Origin of the sequence: Lysinibacillus sp. NPDC058147, from assembly GCF_042884205.1 — a bacterium.
In the GTDB taxonomy this organism is placed as follows: Bacteria; Bacillota; Bacilli; order Bacillales_A; family Planococcaceae; genus Lysinibacillus.
In genome coordinates this window covers 978659-999652 of the sequence record NZ_JBHVUJ010000001.1, presented here as the reverse complement: position 1 = coordinate 999652, position 20994 = coordinate 978659, and the positions used below count along the sequence as shown (strand labels likewise).

The window sequence follows — 20994 nt, the reverse complement described above, 5'->3', positions numbered from 1 at the left end:
GACTTAAAGCAATTTATGATAGGTTTAACACATGAGCTTAAAACTCCGTTAGCATTAGTTAGAGTATATTCCAGTGGAATTGAAGATGGTATGGATGATGGAACTTATCTTGCAACCATTAACAAACAAGTTGATAGAATGGAAAAAATAATTACAGATATGCTTTATTTCGCCAAAACAGAAGAAAACGATTCTAATAAAACAAGCTTTGATTTAATTATGTTGATTAATGAGATATTGGATAACTATCGACATATTCAAGAAGAAAAACAAATTTATTTTAAAACTGAAGTTACTGAATTTATACTGACAGCTGAACAAGATAAAGTACATTTCATATTTGAAAATTTGATAATAATGCCATCAAATACGCTTCTGGAAATGAAATTCACATAGTCTTTGGACAAAACAGTGTATTTGAAATTAGTAATGATACCACGATCGCAGACATTTCTAGAATATGGCAACCTTTTTATGTTGGCGAAAGTTCACGTGACAAGAATTTTTCAGGTACTGGACTTGGACTTGCAACAGTTAAAAGCTTTACTGAACAATTAGGATATTCAGTTCAAGCAAGGCTATCTAACGGTAAAATCTATTTTAAAATTGATTTTGAATTATAATTGATAATAAGACATCTAATTACAATTTTTCTGTCTTTTATTTCAACTATTAGAGTTACAACGTTATGTCCAAAATTTCCACACAAAAATGTCTGCTTTTCTTCCCCATAAGCAGACATTTTTTTATATTAATTATACTTTGTTTGAGATATTTATATCTCTTTACCTTCTAAATGACTTTAAAGAATGGTTTCTTTTCACTTCGGAACACCCCTTGTTACAGTATAGTAACTCCAAATAGTAATTTCCTTGCAAGGTTTTCTATTGACTTTCTGTATACATGCAAAATAAAAAAGCTTCTTTATATTCATGTGTTAGGAATACCAAGGCCAACAAACACCCATTGAAAGAGCAACTCCCCCTATAATTTCTACTAAACTTGGGCCTGCGACAGCCCTAAGTGTTGTTAGTTAGTAATCATATTATAGAGAGCAATATTTCTTCAACTGTGGCACTTTAGTAGTCTCTTGTCTAAAATCTAACGCCTTACCATTGAATGATCAATACCTTCTTTCGCTACTGTTTTAAAACACTTAGTCATATTAACTTTTTAAAATACATTGAAATCGTTCCACACCCGGATATTTTTCACCTAAACTTGTTACTTTAAATCCATAATTTTTATAAAAATCCACAGCATCTTTATCGGTCTCAGCAAACATAAAAGACAAAGAATATTTTTTCAAAGTAAAGCTAATCATTTTACTCCCAATACCTACTCCTCTATAATCTGGAGATACTGCGATATGTTTTATTTCACAACGTTTTGGACTTGAAAATTCTATTCCAATACAACCAACAACCTCATTTTCAAGGTCATATCCATATAACTCTCTTACTGGAGACTCCATATATAATTCATATTCTTTCGCAACATTCTTTTCAGAGGTTGCAAAGGATAAAAGTTCTCTTACATTCGGTTGAATAAATGTCGATTTAATTTCTTTCATAAAACACGTCCCCTCTCGCATTAAACTGCACATGTAAGTTGAATAATTTAAGAGTAGATTTTGTTCATAAACTGAACTAAATTTAATAAGTATTATTTCAGTTAAAAAATATCCAATAGTAGAATATCGCCGTTTATAAACCTGTAACATTATCCATAGGTATGGACTTATACCATAATGGTTGATCTAAATTAAAATAATCATGATCTGCTAAAATGAGATGGATTCTTTCCAATGCATCATCAAAAGATTGTTCATCATATTTTTTCGTCCACACAATCGTAGAGACGATATTCATAGCTGCATAAAGGGCATATATTCGCCAAAATGTATCGTCTGGAGATTCTGTAAAATAACCATCTATTTGTCCAATACAAAATGGGATACTATGTCTTGTGCTAAATAAAGAAAGATTATAAAAATCATGATAGGGGTCACCAAAATCATAGCCATTAAAATCAATTACGCCATTGTACGTGTTATTTAGAACGATGATATGGACCAGATGAAAATCATCATGGAGTAAGGTTATAGGTCGACCTTTAAGAAGGTGGAAATTGTTTTCGATAAAGTTTAATATTTCATGCTCTTTTGGCAATTGATAGCTACCTTTTTTATATTCATTTAAGTAAAAGCTGAATTTCTTTCTTTGAGCTTCTTCCCAGTGTATCGTTTGTGGAGCATGGGCATATAGTTGATGAATTTTTCTTAATTCTTTCCCAGCAGCAAGTCCTATATTAAATTGCTCCACATCAGAAAGATTCGAAATGAATTCATCAGCAGGGTATCCTTCAATATAGCTTAATACCATGACAGAAAGATTAGCCTCAATCAATAAAATACATTCTATGGCTTTATATGTTTGTACACCTTGTTTTTCTAATGCTCGAAGCAATGAAAATTCGATGGTTCGTTTTTCGTGATATTGTATGTCAGATAATCGTATAAAGTATTGATTTTGGCCGACGGTAACTATGTATTTTTTATCTGGTGAGTATCCTTTCTCGACTTTTTTTATAGATGTATACCCTTTTAGGCTCGATATGTGGTCTATTACACTTTCAATTAACAAAGTCAATCCACCTTTCTCGCAACGAATAAGAATGAAAATGATACCATACGGTCCAACGACTGTCAATGTTATATTATTTTGGTTTTGTAATCCTTTTTTGAATTATTCCTTGAAAAACGTCAGAGTATATTAAGATCACTTAACTTCTCGTTATGACATACTTCAATTTATTATCGTGAGCAAGTGCATTTGAAAAAGCGCCGCCTGTAAAATACAGACAGCAACTTCAACTAGAGTAGCTATTATGATCCGTGCAAGCTACAATAAATAATTAAATTTTCTATTAGTTTTTTGGCATACTCATTTTTTGAGATGCATAATTTTTAATATATTTGTAACTAATAAACAGCGAGTGGCCCATAAGGACCTTCGATAATTTCTATTTTTGTTTCAAAAATATCTGTCAAAATTTTCGAGTCCATAACCTCTTCTACTGTTCCAAAAGCGGCAATTTGTCCATCTTTCATAGCACAAATTCTATCAGAATATTTGGCTGCAAAATTTATATCATGCATAACAGTCAGAATTGTTCTTCCAAATTCATTAGCTGCACGTCTTAAATGCTCCATCATTTGAACAGAACGAGCAACATCAAGGTTGTTTAGAGGCTCGTCCAAAAGTACATATTCAGTCTCTTGGCACAAAACCATCGCTACATATGCCCTTTGTCTTTGACCACCAGAAAGCTCATCTAAATATCTATTCTCTAAATCAGTTAAGTCTAAAAAATCGATATATTTAGAAATAATAACCTCATCTTCTATAGTTAACCTTCCCTTTGAATAAGGAAACCGTCCAAATCCAACTAGTTGTCTAATAGTAAGCCTAGTTACAAAATGATTTTCTTGGCGTAATATAGTCAAAATTTTTGACAAGTCTTTTGATTTGGTTTCAGAAACATCCATATCTGCCACCTGAATTTGACCTTCCTCCATATCCAAGAGTCTTCCAATCATCAAAAGTGTCGTAGACTTTCCAGCGCCATTTGGTCCAATCAAAGAAGTAAAACCAGCTTTTGGTATTTCAATATCCAAAGGTCCTATTTTTACCTTATCAGTATAGAACTTTTTAACATTATCAATTTTTATCATAAAGCCCTCTTCCTTAAAACTACAGTTAAAAATATTATTCCACCAAATAATTCGATAATAACTGAAACTACACCTTGAGCATGGAATACATGATACATCAAAAAGTAAGCACTCGTTATTATCAAAAATCCTATAGCAAGAGCCATTGGAAAAATATATCTATGATCATAAGTTGACGCCGCCTGATAGCTCAAAGTTGCTACTAAAAAGCCATAGAAAGTAAGTGGTCCAATCAAAGCTGTCGAAATTGACATCAAAATAGCAACTAATACAAGCGTATAAATTACATTAGATTGATATTTAACTCCAAAAGAAGTAGAAACATCCTTCCCTAGTGACAATATATTTAGATTCTTAGAATGAGCAAGAAGTAATATTGCTACAATTATTACTATAGGAATTACAATAGGAAAATATGCAGAATCTGCATTATTAACAGAACCAAACAATCTTGCCTGTAAAATATCAAATTCAGAAGGCGCAAGTAGTCTTCTCATGAAAGTTGACACAGAATTTAGCCCAGTGCCAATAATAATTCCAACTAAAAGCATAAGTTGTAAATTCCCGTATTTACCAGAAAGTAGCCATCCATAAAGTATCAAGCTCATTAAGACCATAACAACAACTTGAAATAAAAATGATCCAATCCCAGTAAAATTTATCAATGCACTAGCCCCAAAGAAAAATATAGTACTAGTTTGAATTGTTGAGTAAAGTGATTCGAAACCTAAAAGCGAAGGAGTTATAATTCTATTATGCGTAATGGATTGGAAAGCAACAGTCGACAAGCTCTGGCAAACTGCAGCAATAATCATTGCAACAAGAGCTACTATCCTTCTCTTAACAACTGGGATAAAAGAAGGTGAATCAATCGGAACTGGATTGTTATAAACTAAAAGTCCATATGAAGAAAGGATGCCCAAAGCAATCAATGTTATCAGCAATATCCAATAACGCCTTTCTTCCTTCTTAGAACGAAAAGCCCTAGCTGATCTATTTTTATTATGAAGGCTAGAATCGATTTCGACATTTTCTTTATTTCTATATTCCAATGTGCTCATCGTAGCCTCCTTGGTTTTCTTTGTCTCAATAAGATAATAATAAACACGACTGACCCCACTGTTCCCAGTATTAAAGAAACTGGTACTTCAAAAGGCATTATAATTGTTCGAGAAATTATGTCACATGCAGTTATAGTCCCCATTCCTATCAAACATACCCAAGGTAAATTACTCCTAAGATCATCACCTCTATACATTGAAACAATGTTTGGGACAATTAAACCCAGGAAAGGTAAGTTTCCAATAACAGCCGCAACAATTCCAACTGCAAGAGAAATAAGTGCAGTCCCCACAAGAACAATCTTATTGTAATTAACTCCAAGGCTTGTTGCGACATCTTCTCCTAATCCAGCTAAAGTCAATCTATTAGCATAAATAAAAATAAACAAAGTAACGATAACAATTAGCCACAAATATTCATATCTTCCCACCTGAACAGGCGCAAAAGAACCTACAAACCAAGTTTCAATACTTTGTGTCATTTGAAAAAGAAGTCCCATAAAAGTGGACACTGCAGAAATAACAGCTCCAAGCATCAATCCAATAATTGGGACAATTAAAGACGAGCGAAGTTTAACTCTTCTTAAAAATAAAAAGAAAATCATAGTTCCTATAAAAGAAAAAATGATTGCTCCAGTCATTCTTAGCACTAAAGTCGGGGCAGGAAATAATAAATAAACGAAAAGCAGCCCTAAACCTGACCATTCAATAGTCCCTGTTGTAGTAGGTTCAACAAAACGATTCTGTGTGATCAGTTGCATTACAAGTCCTGCCATTGACATTGCAGCTCCAGTAAGCATTAATGCAACTGTTCTCGGAACACGAGTTATGAAAAACATCTCCATTCCATCCTCTTGTCCACGTATATCATAAACACCAGTAAACAGTGATATAATGCCTAAAATAATAACAACTATAATCGCTAATATAAAAGGTTTTGTCCATATCTTATTGTAGTTATAAAAGTGGGGTTGAGAATTTATCTCAACCCTAGAATTTACATTTTTCAGCACTTTTTTTACTCCTTTACACTACTTAGCTTTAGCTAAAGTATTTGCAAGGTTTTCAAACAACTCTATATAAGTCTGAATCGATTCATTTGTGTAAGTATCTGCTGGTGCATAAACAATATGTTTTTTAGAAACAGCAGTTGTTTTTTGAAGAGCAGGAGCGTTAGCAATAACATCCTGAGCAGGAACTGAATCTTCTTCACCAGATATTGCAGCATCACGATCTAATACGAAAAGCCAATCAGGATTACTTTGTGCAATAGCTTCAACAGAAACTTCATCACCTTTATGATCCGATGTAGAATCAGCAACTTCTAATGCTGGAGCCCAATCGAAAATTTCATACATCGGTCCCCAAACACGTCCAGAATGAGGAGCTGAGAAACCAATATCCCCACCACCAACGATAACACTCATAACTTTATCTTTTCCATTATAAGCAGATTTAGCATCTTCGATAACTTTATCAAAATCAGCTACCACTTGTTTAGCTTCTTCATTTTTATCGAAAATTTTCCCTAAAGCAATTGTAGAATTTTTAAGTCCATTTACTAAGTTTTCTCCAGGTGTAGCAGCTTCCTCAGAAACATCTACATTTAGGTCAATAACAACTGCATTTGGCACTAATTTTTTGATCTCTTCATAATAGTCAGCAAATCGTTGACCGACGATTACAAGTTCAGGGTCTGCAGCTGCAATAATTTCAAGATTTGGTTCGCGGTGATTTCCAATATTTTTAACTGAATCGTCCTTTACATATGGTGAATCCGCAGGCATTACATCCTTTGGTACAGCTACTAAGTCAATGCTCCAATCAGCTAAAGTTTCAAAAGTTCTATTATCCAAAGCAACTACATTCTTTGGATTTACAGGAACAGTAACAGTTCCATGGGCATCGGTGATTTCAACAGTCGTAGACTTAGCAACCTCTGCACTTCCTTTATCTTCATTGGATTTTGACTCTTCATTAGTTTTATTACTTGAGCAAGCTGCTAACATCAAAGTCAAAACTGCCATAATTCCAACTAATTTTAAAAACATAGATTTCTTCATACATATACTCCTTATGAAATTTATTTTGAAAATGATGAAGTCTATAGATTGAATTGGATTGTATTTGCTAACCATCTCAATTGCTATTGATAATCATTTTCATTTGATCGTTCTGTGAATTAGTATAATTTTTAATTCTGTGAAAATCTTGTGAAAGATATAAGTTTATAAAGAAAGTTGCTTTCAAGCATAGATTAGCTACAAAAAGTAATACGTGAAGTATTCTTTTTATAGTTTCCGTCTCTTTAAAATTCTGTTTGATTATCGATTTAATAGAACAAAAACACGAGCAAAACAGGATGAAACTGTTTATACTCGTGTTTTCTCGATAATGTTAGATACTGATTACTGTGACAAATTGTTCTTTACCTATTATCTTATTTTTACTATTCAATCATTGAATAGCCCCTACCATGGATAGTTTGAATATATCGTTCATTCTTCTCGCACTTTAGCTTTTTTCTTAAATACCCAATATATAAATCCACTACATTTGGATTGACTGCTACGTCATATCCCCAAACCTGATTCAAAAGCATTTCACGGCTCAATATTGTATTTTTATTCTTGATTAAAAATACAAGTAAGTCATACTCACGTTTAGTAAGCTGGAGATTTTCCCCACCTTTTGTCACAATATTACTGGATGCATCAACAAAGAGATCTTTAAGCCTAAAGTAATCTGTAACGATTGGCTGGATACAGTCCCCTCTTCTTAAAATAACTTTTATCCTTGCTACTAATTCTTCTTTCACAAATGGTTTTCTTATATAATCATCTGCTCCTGCTTGTAATCCTGCTATACAATCCTTGCTGGACACATTGTCGGTCACAATGATTATCGGTGTCGTTTTAACAGCCCGTATTTGTCTGCAAATTTCCGGTCCAGATATACTTAACGAATCCCAATCCAATACGATAATATCCCAATCTTGCTCATATACTATATTTAAACCTTTGTTTTCATTGTGAAGTGTTATAATGAAATAGCCTTCTTGCTTTAGACCGCTTACGATTTTCTTTGCTAAAGATCGTTCATTCTTAATTACCAACGCTTGTTTCACCTATGGTTCACCTCTACTTCATTACATAAAATTTATCCAAAAAAGAATATTGGATTTATAAATCTTAAATTTCTTAAAAACTATTATAACAACTTATCAGGATAAATTTGAACTAATTTACAATAAATGTTTATAAAATAAAAAGATCATCGCCCTAATACTTTTGGAATATCAGTAAACATAATTATGGAAAACGAATCTACACTGCTTGTTTCCGATTCCAAACATGTCTATTTTAGATTGCTCCTGGAAGAACTCTCAACAGAAGTGGGCACTATTTATTTTTGGGGAGTGAATACCTACATTCTATGATTTTATGCGTTTGTACACCTTGTTTTTCTAATGCTTGAAGCAATAAAAATTCGATGATTCGTTTTTCGTGAAAAAGTATTGATTCCGGCCGACGGTAATATGTATTTTTCATTTGTTGAGGATCCTATTTTGACTTTTTTTAGAGAGTACTCTTTAAGGATAGATATGTGGTCTATTACATTTTCAATTAACAAAGTCAATTTCCCCTTCTTGCAACAAGTAAGAATGAAAATGATACTATGCGGTCTCGCGACAGTCAATGAATTTAATAAATCCATCCGCTAATAATTCGCATAATCACTTGTCCTGGCTTATGATAATTTTTGTTCCTTTGGAATTAATATTTCCTCTAATTTCATAACTACTTAAACAATTTAAAATACATAACAAAAAAGAAGCACCGGTTAGTGAAAAATAAAGTTTCATTTCAACTTTATTTCATCTTCACTTCATCTTTACATGCTACGTTTATATTTGTCCTTGTAACACCAAATAAAACAATGAAAAGACGTTTTAAAATGTTAAATCCTAAGACAAAATTATTCACTGCACTTGGAATTTCAACAGTATTATTAGTAGGAGCTGGCAGTGCCTATGCTACTCAAAAAGAAATAAACGAGTCGGTAGAAACTGTAAATTCTATTAAAGCACCAACCCCGGAAGAAATTCAAACTGTATTAGAAGGAAAACCTACACCTTCAAATATTAAAGTCGAAGGTTTATTTTCTTTAAATGGTAAACCTGATTATACTGCAGACTTTTATTTGAACGATGAAATTTTATTGTCTTTATTAAAAATAAATGCACAAGAATTAAAACAAGAATTGGCAACAGGAAAATCTGTAGTGGAGATTGCAGCTTCTAAAAACGTTACTAAACAACAAGTAATTAATGTCATTACAAAAACACAGACTGATGTACAACTTCAGGGTGAAAATAATGGTGATAGTAGACTATACGAGCAAATGTTAAAAAATATTGAACCAATAGTAATACAAGTCATCGAGCATAAAACTGAAACTCCATGGTAGAAATACATTAACCAATCAGTAATAAAATGATGGTTCATTCCTTTTCCTCTTACAATTTTATGATTTTCTTATTGAACTAACTTGCGCCGTTAGTTTAAGTAAAATTTTTCACAAGATAAAAAACATCAACATTAACATAATTATCCCAATTGGGCGCGATTACTGAGCAAAAAGTAAAAGGGTGATACATATTATATTTGACTAATATGTATCACCCTTTATATATTATGACTTTTACAATTTAGGTCTTGATAAATATGAAACAGCACATCTTTTTTCTAAACGGTACTTCTTTATTTCAAATCTACTGAAAGAGTCCGTAATACCTGGCTCATATTGTGCAAACTTCATATGAAATAACCATTTCTAACTTTTCAGGGTCACTTAAATGTTATTTTATAATAGGGTTGCAATTAATATTTTTCGATTTTTTTTTAGGAGTATTAGTCATATCTTTTACTTCTAATTTTTTATTGCTTAAATAAATTGCTTGATCCGATTTTTTTGCAACTTCTTGTGAATGCGTAACAACAATTACACATTTATTCTCTTGATAGGCGAGATCCTGAAACAACTCAATAATCTCTTTTGCTGTTTCTCCATCAAGGTTACCTGTTGGTTCATCAGCAATAAGTAAATCTACATTGCAAGATAGTGCTCGAGCAATTGCTACACGTTGTTGTTGCCCACCACTTAATTGCAAGACGTTGCGTTTCGCTTCTACTTCTGTGAGTCCTACCTTCTCTAATAATTCTAATGCTCTTGCTTTTTTATTTTGTACCTTCACACCTGTAATTTCCATTGCCGTTAGTACATTCTGAAGAGCAGTCATATAGGTAATCAAATTATAGGCTTGGAAAATCACGGATACATACTGATTACGGTATCGAACCAAACCAATTTTTCGAATATCCTTGCCATTATAAAGTACATGACCCTGCTTAGGTAAATCCAACCCACAACCTAAGCTAAGAGTTGTAGTTTTACCAGATCCAGATGGCCCTAAAATCGTGTAGAAAAGCCCTTTTTGAAAAGAAAAATTAACATTATCTAGTATCGTTACTTTTTTTCCATTACTTTCATAATAATAATCTAAGTTTTTAAATTGTAAAATCGTCTCCATATCGAGCCTCCTTATTCATCTTTTAAAAGGATTTGTTTTGGATTTAACCGTAGAATAGATAATGCCGGAAGAAGAGTTGCTAATATAGCAATAGCTAGTCCAATTCCCCCCATTTTTCCTAAATCCTCACCTGTTATACTTACATCAATTTTATCAATTGGATCCTCTGTTTCATTTTGTAGAGTACTACCAGATCCAGACACCATAACTACACTACCATTTTGTGAATTGTCTTCTTCTTCGCTTGCTGAAGCAATTTCATTTGAAAGTAAATTATTCCCTATATATTGAGAAACTTTAGCTCCTGTTGTTAGAGATACTCCAAATGCTAAAATAGCAATACATACTACTTCTACTACGAACTGCGCCATCAATTTCCATTTTTTCTCTCCAATAGACAGTAAAACCCCCATTTCCTTACGACGTGCTTTAATCGATAACATAATGATTAATCCTAAGATAATAGCACCTGCAATAGATACAATATAGATAATCATTTGAGAAGTAGAAGAGATATTTTCGATAGGACCAATCATTTGTTTGTACAATGAATCATGTGCATCTAATTTATAATAATTAAAATCAATATCAGATTGTTTTGCTTCTTTTTTAAATGCATCAATGTCTAGCGGATCGTTCAAGAAGTACACGACTTGAATGCTACTCATATTACCTTCATCTGCTTCTAATTTTTTTAAAGAAGAGTAAGGCATATATAGCTTATTAGCTGGATCCATTATAGGAGGGGGATTTTGACCCAGTCCTTGGTCTTCCGTTTCGTAAATACCGATAATTTCAACTTCAAGAGTTTTCTTCTTATCCCCTGATTGAATTTTAACCTTATCTCCTACTTTTAATTTGTTTTGTTCCACTAATCTTTTTTCCATTAAAGCTACATTCTGATCTTCCATCTTTTCTGTAATTGGCTTCCCATCAATGATTTTACTCTTTCCATTTTTAAAGCTTTCTTGTAATAAAGTCTTCCGAACTCCTTCTATCATAAAAGAAGAATTCATATCTATTGCTGTAGCTGAACCTGATCCTCCTCGTACACCCGCCATTCCCACTCTGCCTGCTCCTGCTCCTTCGTCTTCTTCTCCTTCTGGAGCTCCTACTAATTTAAGCCCATCCGAAATTCCGAAAGTACTGGTTATATAATTATAGTCTTTTACATACTGGGACTTCGCTAACTGCTCTGTTTCTTTTATGTTGAGATCTGGCAAAATAGGCATTTCGCCAGTTTCCCTTGCTTGCTTTCCTAATTTATCAAAATCAAGACCTAAAGTAACATCTGCGCCCAGTTTTTTTCTTGCTGAATCAGCAGCTTTTTGTGATGCATTTTGGATTGCGAATCCTCCAAGCACCAAATTTGTAACAATTAGAAATACAGCCATCAAAATTAATGATGTTCCTATTCTTTTTTTCATACTAAGAATTGCACGTTTTGTAAAATTCATTTTTCCTAACCTCCTTGATAGTTATTATTCTAAATATGCTATCTGGAGTTTATATGAAGTTATTAAGGAGTTCGTAAGGAGTTTTTCAGTAGATTGTATGGAGTCAATTGTAATACCCAATTTTTTTCTTCTTAAATAAATATTTATGGAATTGAACGATATTTTCTATTTTTTGTTCATTCGATGCAATCATAACATTATATTGTTTTCATCCACTTTTTCTGCTAGTGATTGATTTGAGATATTCCCTATTAATGGATTTATTATAAAGGCTTGTAATGCTAATCCGTAATCACCGGTTACTTCTGTTTCTCCTCCACATAGTTCCATAGTTTTCATTACTTGCAGTCATTCTCTTTCAGCCGATTGAAACGACCGAAAGAAAATAATGGAAGAGACAGTGATAATTTTGCTCTTAAGCACACTTTTCTGCTTCAGATGTAATACTAGAGCTAGGCTTTACATCAATAGGGAGACGAAAAGTACTTTTTTCTAATATTTCCTAAAGAAAAGTGTAATATCCATCTTTAATGGCACTTTTGAATTCTTGCCAGATAAAATTTCATGAGTTCATGTAACTTTATAAAAAAGAACAGATCATACGAATGGTTAACAAAACCATTTGTATGATCTGTATTCTTACTAATTCTATAAATAATGATTCAAATTTGAAATATTTTTAAAGTGGTAAGAATAATTATTACCGCTTATTTGTACTCAATTACTTGTAATACTTTAATTTGATACATTTAGAATATTCTTCTATCGTTTCTTTCGTTTCTTCTCCTTTAAACTGCACCTCTTTTTGTGCATTCGCAATGATCTCAATCACTCCTTGTGTAGATACATTCTTAGATGATGCATTTTCTACAGCCGATTTCCCAGTTGCCAATTCTTTTGCTATATCTTTATTTAATCTTCACATCAGGTAAAATCTCTGCAAATAATTCATTTTTTTCTGGTTATCTAATAAAAAGCTGTCGAGAAATATAATGCACCTTTTGTGAAAAACTTGTAAAAAACTAGGCAACTTTTTGAAGCTGCTGCTGCTCCCATTCCCCTCCCTAATCCAGTGCATATAGCATATAGCAGATAGAGCTACTAAGATAAAAGCTGTTGCTAATAAGATAAATGGACCTGTAAGCGACGGAACATCAATGGATATAGCAAATTTACCCATAATTTCTACTAAATTTGGACCTGCGACAACCCAATTGTTGTTGGTTAGTAACTATTTTTTAAATAGAAATAATATCTTCTACGGTGGCACTTTTAGGTAGTCTCTTTACTGTTGAGTTACCTACATGTCTGCCAGTATTCGGTATATCGAACGCCAAAAATGAAATCTTTTTGAATACATAAAACCAATGCTATATACATAACATTTCTATCATTAAAAACCTCCAAAAAGGCTTAGGAATTTCTCCTAAGCCTTTCAATCTTTCTATTATTGTGTATGCTTGATTTGAAATCGTCTAATGATAGTAAAGTAGTTTATCAATCCTTATTCCTATCAAGTTAGTATTTATTAGTTTTAAATTAAAATTTATACAAAACATTCTTATAAAAGCTTTGGTATATCCATTTCGTCCCTACTTCATTAGAATGTAGGTGAGGTTTGGAAATATACTCTATTATAGAAAAGAAATTATAAATAAGTTGCAATTGACGCTATTTTTTTCAATTCGAGAACAAAGGCTTTATATTTCTCTTCTCGCTTTTCATATTCAAGGATAATACGAATATATTCCTTTTGCATTTCCCCTTTTTCAGGTGAATATTGGTATTCATGTTCAATCTCTTCATTAGACACACTACAGTCACCCAACTGATTATCAATAAATCGTTGCAAACGTAATTCTTGCAATACTAATTCTTCAATCTCCTGTTTAGAGTATTCTTCTGATACATCAATTCCAAACTCGTCAAATAATTCTTGCATACAATCAGTAATTTGTTCTTTATCAGGTTCCCATTCAGAAATGCTTCTATCCTCATTCATTTTTTGTACAATAAGCTCATGTTCAATGACTGATTCAAGAGCACAATAATAACTCTCGTGAAGATCTGATGAAGACATTTCAGAAGGTATGATACCCAATTTCATGTCGTTAATCAGCTCAATATTTAAATAGTTTAAACTTATATCATAATCGTTAACTCTTGCCACGATGGATGGTAGTTGAATTGTATTATTGTCAGTTAACATCAAAAAATCAGTAATACTTTGGCTAGAATTATTCTTTTTGTTTAACATTAATCATCACCTTTTTCATTCAATTTTTTAATTGCAGTTTCTATTATTACAAATGACTTTTTAGCTCCTGGAACATTTCCTTTAATTAACAACAAGTTGCGTTCACGATCAACCTTTATGATAGTAAGATTTTGAATTGTGGTCTGTTTTCCACCCATACGGCCGGGCATTTTTTTTCCTTTTACCACTTTCATGCTATCGTTTTTGGCGATTACACCGATGGAACCTGGAGCTCGATGGAATCTAGAACCGTGAGATGCAGGACCTCCACTTAATCCATGTCTTTTAATGACACCTTGAAATCCTTTTCCTTTAGATATACCAGTAACATCTACTATGTCACCTTCTTGGAATATATCTGCACTAATACGTGTTCCAACATCTAATGATGCTCCACGAATTTCTTTAACATATCTTTTAGGTTTGGTATTTGCCTTTTGACTTCTTCCGATTTCCGCTTTATTAGGATTTTTTTTATCAGAAAATCCAATTTGAATTGCTTCGTATCCGTCCCTTTCCAAAGTTTTATTCTGTAACACAACATTCTCTTCCACTTCAACAACTGTCACAACTATGGGATCTCCACTATCACTAAACACTTGAGACATGCCTATTTTTCTTCCTAAGATTCCTTTTATCATAAATATCCTCCTATTAATTTTAATATTTATTGTTAGTAATAAGATCTTAGGGTACTTCCCACGTTCTAAACATTACTCTCACCTTTATTTATTAGTTTGTTTTTGATAGCTTCCATACAATTGCCCGCATGCAGCATCTATATCAATGCCAAATTGACTTCTAATCGTAACGTTAATTCCTGCTGACTTTAATTTTTTATAGAAGTTAACAACTTGATTCTCATTTACTTCTTCAAATCTCATAGGTGAACTAACAGTTGGGTTATATCTAATGATGTTTACATGGAACAAGTTCCCTCTTTTATATCTACCTCTTAAAAGATTTATTACTTCATTCGCATGGTCAATGGAATCATTGACTCCAGGCAACATTATATAAGCTATATAAACTTTTCTTGAGGTCACACGTATATGCTCATCCAATGTGTCCATAACATCCAATAATGGGTATCGTTCATTAATTGGCATTAACTTGCTTCGCTGTTCATTAAAAGGAGAATGTAATGAAAACGTCAGATTGACTTGCGGATAGTTTTGAGTCATTTTTTTAATGCCCGGAATAATACCTATAGTCGAAATAGATAATCTGCGAGGACTTAAAGCAAACAACTCCGGATTTGTAAGTACATTTAAAGCATCAAAAACTTGTACATTAGCTAACGCTTCTCCCATTCCCATAAAAGAAATACTATCAATTGAATGTCCTTTTAAGTGAAAGTACAAAATTTGGTCAGTAATTTCATCAGATGTTAAGTTACGTTTTAAACCAATATCCCCTGTTGCACAAAATTTACAACCAAAATTACAACCGCACTGCGAGGATATACAAAATGACTCCCAACCAGCTTTATATTTCATATTTACCGTTTCTATTTTTTCGTCTCCTGAAATTTCAAACAAGACTTTTGTAACTTGTTCGGAATGTTGTGCTTTTAAAGCAGCAATATTTAAAATCGACTCTCCAAACTCCTTAATTAACATTTTTCTAAGGGAGTTAGGTAGAACCGTTATTTCATCGAAATTATTTATTCTCCCTTGGAATATAGCATTTGTGATTTGATTCATTCTAAAATTAGGAAATTTATTCTGCTTCAAGAACTCTTGAATTCTTATATATTTGTTTTTTTGTTGCATGTTTCTCCATCCTTCCATAAAACTCTCGTTTGTTTGAGTAAATAGAAGGGAGTTTTCATCTAACCTTTTTATAAAAATAGGCACAAAAAAAACACCGACACAATTATCGGTGTTAGCTTAAATAAAATCATACGCAAATAAACAAGGACATTATGTCATTGTTTATTTGCCATAGAGAAAAAGCTCCGACAACTGATTTTGTATGGTTATTTGGCTTAAAAAAGGACAGACTACTCCCTTTGTCCACCAAGCGATTTCCAATTTTTGCATTTTTACCATACAAAATTCTAAAAACTGTTATCATTGCTTTCACCTCTTCCCTGTCAATATTAGTAATAAGTACCATATCATAAAGATTCCCCTATGTAAAGTTTAAAACATAAACATATGTTGAGTTTAAAGTAATTAACTTGCCAGCCACCAAAAATGTTGGCTATATCTTAAGCTCTTGTAACTCATTTATTATTTTGAAACTATTATTCCAAATGTTTAGTAACCATTCAAAGCTTTAGTTCATTTAACTTATCTCAAGCTTTTCTTGACCACAAGACAACCTGAGAGAGCACCGCCTAAGCCTCCTACTAGTGCAACTAAAACATCTATTCTCCCTTATGTTTCTGTGCAAATGGAAGGCTCAGTTGAATCGACTATTTGATCAGTTCTTGTTTCATTTAAAAAAACGAATACGAATAGTTAAACATCTCTTCCAAAATCCGTTGAATATTTAAACACTTTTAAAATCTATTTTTATGAAATTTTCCTTTTATTACCATCATTGAATTACGGATTTCATTAATTTCACTATCCGTTAGTCCACTAAACAATTGAATTATTTGTTGATCTGACTGAATATTAATTTTCTCTAGCAATTCTTCTCCTTTTTTTGTCAATAATAGAAGGTTTTTTCTACTGTCAATTGTTGAGCTTTTTTTCTCTATTAATTCTTCCTTCTCTAACTTACGTAAAATTCTGCTCATATAGCTTCTATCAATATTAAGTTCTTGTACGAGAATATTCGCAATACACTCAGTTCTCTCGCTTATTTCAAATAGTATTCGTGCTTCAGTCAGTGAATAATCTGTATCAAGAATTTGGTTATTAAATAAACCAAGTACCTTTGTGTAAAATCTATTGAATTGTCTGATATCATAAATAATCTCTTTATCCATATATTCTCCTTTAGTTGACTTTGTCCACTTTTAACATTAATATAACTATATCCTCAATATGTGGACTTTGTCCACTTTTTAGGGACACTTTCGCAATCTTATCTTTATTATTACCAATTTAAAGGAGATTATATAATATGATTATTCGAAAAATTAGAAAAGAAGACAATGCAATAGTAAAGGAAATAATACAAGATTCACTAAAATCACTTGGATTAGCGATTCCTGGGACAGCTTATTTTGATCCTCAACTTAACGACCTTCACCAATATTATAATAATTTAAAACATGCAAACTATTGGGTAGTAGAAATGGAAGGAGAGGTAGTTGGTGGAATTGGTATAGCACCGCTTAACGAACATGATAAAGTTTGTGAATTGCAAAAGCTATACTTAAGTACAAAAACACAAGGTTTAGGATTTGGAAAGATGCTAATGGAAACAGCTTTGTCATTTGCATCTAAACATTATGCACAGTGCTATTTAGAAACAATGCATCAATTAAAAACCGCATGTATATTATATGAAAAATTTGGATTTACACTTTTACATGAGCCGCTATCAGGTTCTGAACACTCTACTATGAATGCCTGGTATTTAAAAGATTTGAATTAACCAGAAGTCCATTAAAAACGGCTATTGAAGAATTTTTATCGCATATTAGAAATCCTCTATAGAAAAAAATGTCTGTTATTCACAATTAGTAGGCATTTTTAATTTAATATTTTTGGAGATTTGTATTCTATATCAACAAAATGTCTGTAGGGAATGGGGTTCATTTTACTTCGAAGCATCACCTTATAGCCATTGGTTACCCGAAAACTATTCCAAGTGTTGTTGGTTAGTAACCATATTTTAAATAGAAGATTTTTAGATATTCTCTCGCCTATTTAGTTACCTATATGTCTGCTAACACTCGGTGATGTGATTAAATGGTTTGCATTCTCAACCATTCACAATAAATACTTTGAAATTTCCATTTGATTATTCACATATAATGGATTCTGGATAGCAAACTCTTACCTCGCCCATTGCTTTTATTAATATATTGCTGTCCCTTATTACATGATATAAAGCCATACCCGATTGGATATGCCCTTTATATAATTTTTAACCTATCATCTTTTATTTTTTTAAACCTCTAATTATAAAAAAAACATTCTCTTCCTAATGCCATATCTTTTTATATCACCTTATTTAATGGTCACTTTACAAGAGTGACCCTTTTTTCATTAAAATATTTTGAAAATAATTATTTAATTTATATTTAGTAAGTAGATAAATATCGCAATCCCTATTGAAAACTTTACATATTATAAAATATAGAAAGGAGGGAAATTACTATGTCTGAATACTATGGTAATGGTAGTGGATATGGTACTGGATCAGCATTTGCGCTAATTGTTGTTCTATTCATTCTTTTAATTATTGTCGGCGCTAGCTTCATGAGATATTAATAACCAACACCGCCTCTAATGCTCATACCTTCTAGGTAGGATAATACAAACTTATCCTTTCCCTTCTATTCTTCACTAAAGGTCACTATCCTCCGGTGACCTTTTTATTATTTTCTATCTTTCAACCTTTAAAAGCATAATAAAAAGCCACGCTAGTGACTTTATTTTATCTAAACTTTAGATTTTTTAGCTTCATGATATTTTCTAGTGATTACTTTTTCAATGGATTCGTATTTAGTAATTACGGTTGTTATTATTGTTAATTTTGGAACTGTAAAGTAAATTATTATTGCTGATGTAATACCAATAAAAGCACCTACAAGAACATCTAATGGATAATGAACACCAACCCAAATACGTGAAACACCGACTAATATCGCTAGTAAAATCCAGACAATCCATTTTCCTTTTTTAAATAACCAAAATGACATACAGAATGAAAAAAATAGTATGGTATGATCGCTAGGGAAAGAATTATTTATTGATTTTTCTATTAACTGATTTGTATTTGAAAGTACAGCAAATGGTTGTTGATTAAAATGCAATAATCCAGCAAATTTCCCAATACTCTCAGCTAAAATGAATGTAATGCCTGCGCATATAAGCATCATTTTATTTTCTTTATTTTTAGTAAACCAGAATAGTAAAACAAAAATAGCTAAGAAAACAACTGTATATTCAGCAATAATTATCATTGGTAAATTGGTGAATGGGAATTCTTTCCCCAGATCATTAATCATTCTGAATAAGTTATTATTTATTTCCGATATATTCAATATGCTCTCTCCTTTGACCTTTATATGTCTATGATAAGAATAGAGATATCAATGAACCATCGCTTAAGATGACATTAAAGAGTTTAATCTAACATTATTGTCACTTTGACTCGAAATTTAGCTAATAAACTTTAGGACAAGCACCTTTTATTCTAGAATCTTTTCATTCCTACTCAACGGAGTGATTTTGAGTCCTAATCTTTTCATCTACCTATTTTGGTCTCCGTACAATGTAACAATATACAAAAATAAAACCACCTATCATGAAGTGAACCTCAACTGTTGGATACACCATCTAACAATTGGAGCACAGTAAGAGACTTGTTTTAGGTGATATTGTTTGATGTTATATGACTTAGCTTTCTGGCCAAATTCATAATGAAATATTAAGGTTTTCGTAAGGTACAGTTTATATGGAGATAATCTTTCTCTGTAAAAATAATTATAGAAATAGACTTTGTTTTACAACTGCAACAACAAGAAGTTAGGAGAGAATTCCATGAAAAAAACAGTATTAACATTCACACTTGCAGCATCAGTTCTAGCATTAGGTGCTTGTAGTAATGATTCAGCAACTAATGACGAAGTAATCGCTTCTTCTAAAGTTGGAGATATCACTCATAATGATTTATATGAAGAAATGAAAGCATCTATAGGAGATCAAGCATTTCAATTTCTAATGATAAAAAAAGTACTATCAGCGAAATATAAAGTGACAGAAGATGAAGTAAACGCTCAATTAGAAGCTGACAAAAAGCAATATGGCGATAACTTCGAAACCTTCATTGCACAACAAGGACAAACAGAATCTTCGTATAAAGAATCTCTAAAATTTAAATTATTGGAAGAAAAGGCGTTAGTTGAAGATGTAGAAGTAACAGAAGATGAAATTAAAGCTGGATACGAAAATATCAAAAATGAAATCCAAGCTCGTCATATAGTAGTAGAAGATGAAAAGACTGCTAAAAAGGTGAAAGCGGAACTTGAATCTGGAAAAGCTTTTGCAGAAGTTGCAAAAGAGTATTCTATTGAACAAGCAGCACAAACAACTGGTGGGGATTTAGGTTGGTTTAACAAAGCAACTAATATGGATCGAAAGTTTTTAGAAGGTGCATTCGCATTGAAAAAAAATGTTATCAGCGATCCAATTCAATCTAGCTTTGGCTATCATATCATCGAAGTGACGGACAAGCGTGAGATTAAAGAATCATACGAAGATAAAAAAGCCGAGCTCGAAAAGCAATTAAAGCTTGCAAAAGCGGATACTTCAACGCTATTAACAAAAATAGCGAAAATGATGAAAGATGCTGATATCAAGATTAAAGATGAAGATTTAAAAACAGCGTTAGATAAATTTTTACCTGCTGCTAAAAAAGATACAACGACTAAAGATGCAGATACATTAACAGAAGAAAGTAAATAATTATTCATACAAAAAGCGTAAGGCCTTAGGCTTTTACGCTTTTTAAATGCTTTAAGAAAATCAATGCTTACAATTTTATAACGACTAATTAGATTTAACAATTATCAAGAAATGAACATATGAACAAATTAGATCACATAGTTATTTGTTTTTATTAAGAAGAAAAGGTTCTTTTGATTTACATTTCGGAATACCGAATGCCAACAAAGGAACCTAAAATTAAATTGTTTTTAATAAAGTTTTATTTATATTCAATTTTAATCCTTAATTTCACTGTCTGTTAAAAAAGAT

General features: G+C 32.1%; 21 protein-coding genes and 3 pseudogenes. 6 read left to right on the top strand and 18 right to left on the bottom strand.

Annotated elements, in window-relative coordinates:
• The first annotated feature begins 15 nt into the window (after positions 1 to 15).
• The gene (locus ACFVT8_RS04770; RefSeq protein ID WP_387081698.1) at positions 16 to 396 is read left to right on the top strand and encodes a sensor histidine kinase; all 381 of its coding nucleotides are present in this window, start codon (positions 16 to 18) and stop codon (positions 394 to 396) included.
• On the top strand, positions 363 to 623 hold the full coding sequence (locus ACFVT8_RS04765) for an ATP-binding protein (protein WP_387224232.1): 261 nt from the start codon (positions 363 to 365) through the stop codon (positions 621 to 623). Before ACFVT8_RS04770 ends, ACFVT8_RS04765 begins: the two co-directional genes overlap by 34 nt.
• A gap of 542 nt (positions 624 to 1165) precedes the next feature.
• Here ACFVT8_RS04765 and ACFVT8_RS04760 read toward each other — a convergent pair.
• From ACFVT8_RS04760 to ACFVT8_RS04730, 7 genes are all read right to left on the bottom strand, one after another.
• Positions 1166 to 1573, bottom strand: a complete 408-nt coding sequence (locus ACFVT8_RS04760) for a GNAT family N-acetyltransferase (protein ID WP_387081700.1) — start codon at positions 1571 to 1573, stop codon at positions 1166 to 1168.
• A 133-nt stretch (positions 1574 to 1706) separates the two neighbouring features.
• Complete coding sequence (locus ACFVT8_RS04755) at positions 1707 to 2645, bottom strand: aminoglycoside phosphotransferase family protein (RefSeq protein WP_387081701.1); 939 nt, start codon at positions 2643 to 2645, stop codon at positions 1707 to 1709.
• A 338-nt stretch (positions 2646 to 2983) separates the two neighbouring features.
• On the bottom strand, positions 2984 to 3736 hold the full coding sequence (locus tag ACFVT8_RS04750) for an iron ABC transporter ATP-binding protein (protein ID WP_387081703.1): 753 nt from the start codon (positions 3734 to 3736) through the stop codon (positions 2984 to 2986).
• A complete protein-coding gene (locus ACFVT8_RS04745) occupies positions 3733 to 4797 on the bottom strand; it encodes an iron chelate uptake ABC transporter family permease subunit (protein WP_387081705.1) in 1065 nt (354 codons plus the stop codon). Before ACFVT8_RS04745 ends, ACFVT8_RS04750 begins: the two co-directional genes overlap by 4 nt.
• On the bottom strand, positions 4794 to 5810 hold the full coding sequence (locus tag ACFVT8_RS04740; RefSeq protein WP_387081706.1) for an ABC transporter permease: 1017 nt from the start codon (positions 5808 to 5810) through the stop codon (positions 4794 to 4796). The genes ACFVT8_RS04745 and ACFVT8_RS04740 overlap by 4 nt, the downstream gene beginning before the upstream one ends.
• Before the next feature lie 18 nt (positions 5811 to 5828).
• A complete protein-coding gene (locus tag ACFVT8_RS04735) occupies positions 5829 to 6860 on the bottom strand; it encodes a siderophore ABC transporter substrate-binding protein (protein WP_387081708.1) in 1032 nt (343 codons plus the stop codon).
• A 386-nt stretch (positions 6861 to 7246) separates the two neighbouring features.
• Positions 7247 to 7924: a response regulator transcription factor gene (locus ACFVT8_RS04730; RefSeq protein WP_387081710.1), complete on the bottom strand. Its 678-nt coding sequence runs from the start codon at positions 7922 to 7924 to the stop codon at positions 7247 to 7249.
• A 995-nt stretch (positions 7925 to 8919) separates the two neighbouring features.
• On the opposite strand from ACFVT8_RS04730, the pseudogene ACFVT8_RS04725 reads away from it, so the two are divergent.
• Positions 8920 to 9267: pseudogene (locus tag ACFVT8_RS04725) on the top strand (hypothetical protein); the annotation flags it as partial.
• Positions 9268 to 9658: 391 nt separating this feature from the next.
• On the opposite strand, the gene ACFVT8_RS04720 reads toward ACFVT8_RS04725, so the two are convergent.
• The 10 genes and pseudogenes from ACFVT8_RS04720 to ACFVT8_RS04675 form a co-directional block, all read right to left on the bottom strand.
• Entirely contained in the window at positions 9659 to 10390 is a 732-nt protein-coding gene (locus ACFVT8_RS04720) for an ABC transporter ATP-binding protein (protein ID WP_387081712.1), read from the bottom strand.
• Positions 10391 to 10401: 11 nt separating this feature from the next.
• The gene (locus tag ACFVT8_RS04715) at positions 10402 to 11847 is read right to left on the bottom strand and encodes an ABC transporter permease (protein WP_387081714.1); all 1446 of its coding nucleotides are present in this window, start codon (positions 11845 to 11847) and stop codon (positions 10402 to 10404) included.
• Between the two features lie 103 nt (positions 11848 to 11950).
• Positions 11951 to 12195: pseudogene (locus ACFVT8_RS04710) on the bottom strand (hypothetical protein); the annotation flags it as partial.
• 373 nt (positions 12196 to 12568) lie between these two features.
• Positions 12569 to 12739, bottom strand: coding sequence for a hypothetical protein (locus tag ACFVT8_RS04705; RefSeq protein WP_387081715.1), 171 nt, complete (start codon positions 12737 to 12739; stop codon positions 12569 to 12571).
• A 201-nt stretch (positions 12740 to 12940) separates the two neighbouring features.
• Positions 12941 to 13054: pseudogene (locus ACFVT8_RS04700) on the bottom strand (MFS transporter); the annotation flags it as partial.
• 441 nt (positions 13055 to 13495) lie between these two features.
• Entirely contained in the window at positions 13496 to 14104 is a 609-nt protein-coding gene (locus tag ACFVT8_RS04695) for a hypothetical protein (protein WP_387081717.1), read from the bottom strand.
• Positions 14104 to 14745, bottom strand: a complete 642-nt coding sequence (rplC, locus tag ACFVT8_RS04690; protein WP_387081719.1) for a 50S ribosomal protein L3 — start codon at positions 14743 to 14745, stop codon at positions 14104 to 14106. Before rplC ends, ACFVT8_RS04695 begins: the two co-directional genes overlap by 1 nt.
• Before the next feature lie 84 nt (positions 14746 to 14829).
• Positions 14830 to 15879, bottom strand: coding sequence for a Cfr family 23S rRNA (adenine(2503)-C(8))-methyltransferase (locus tag ACFVT8_RS04685; protein WP_387081721.1), 1050 nt, complete (start codon positions 15877 to 15879; stop codon positions 14830 to 14832).
• Between the two features lie 127 nt (positions 15880 to 16006).
• Entirely contained in the window at positions 16007 to 16225 is a 219-nt protein-coding gene (locus ACFVT8_RS04680; RefSeq protein WP_387224225.1) for a hypothetical protein, read from the bottom strand.
• Positions 16226 to 16613: 388 nt separating this feature from the next.
• Positions 16614 to 17048 (bottom strand): MarR family winged helix-turn-helix transcriptional regulator, encoded by a 435-nt coding sequence (locus tag ACFVT8_RS04675; RefSeq protein WP_387081722.1) that lies wholly within the window; start codon positions 17046 to 17048, stop codon positions 16614 to 16616.
• Positions 17049 to 17185: 137 nt separating this feature from the next.
• Between ACFVT8_RS04675 and ACFVT8_RS04670 the strand changes: the two genes are divergently transcribed.
• Complete coding sequence (locus ACFVT8_RS04670) at positions 17186 to 17662, top strand: GNAT family N-acetyltransferase (protein ID WP_387081723.1); 477 nt, start codon at positions 17186 to 17188, stop codon at positions 17660 to 17662.
• 728 nt (positions 17663 to 18390) lie between these two features.
• The gene (locus ACFVT8_RS04665; protein WP_387081724.1) at positions 18391 to 18504 is read left to right on the top strand and encodes a YjcZ family sporulation protein; all 114 of its coding nucleotides are present in this window, start codon (positions 18391 to 18393) and stop codon (positions 18502 to 18504) included.
• 170 nt (positions 18505 to 18674) lie between these two features.
• On the opposite strand, the gene ACFVT8_RS04660 is transcribed toward ACFVT8_RS04665, so the two are convergent.
• A complete protein-coding gene (locus tag ACFVT8_RS04660) occupies positions 18675 to 19280 on the bottom strand; it encodes an undecaprenyl-diphosphatase (RefSeq protein ID WP_387081726.1) in 606 nt (201 codons plus the stop codon).
• Positions 19281 to 19779: 499 nt separating this feature from the next.
• On the opposite strand from ACFVT8_RS04660, the gene ACFVT8_RS04655 reads away from it, so the two are divergent.
• The gene (locus ACFVT8_RS04655) at positions 19780 to 20703 is read left to right on the top strand and encodes a peptidylprolyl isomerase (protein WP_387081728.1); all 924 of its coding nucleotides are present in this window, start codon (positions 19780 to 19782) and stop codon (positions 20701 to 20703) included.
• Positions 20704 to 20994 lie beyond the last annotated feature (291 nt).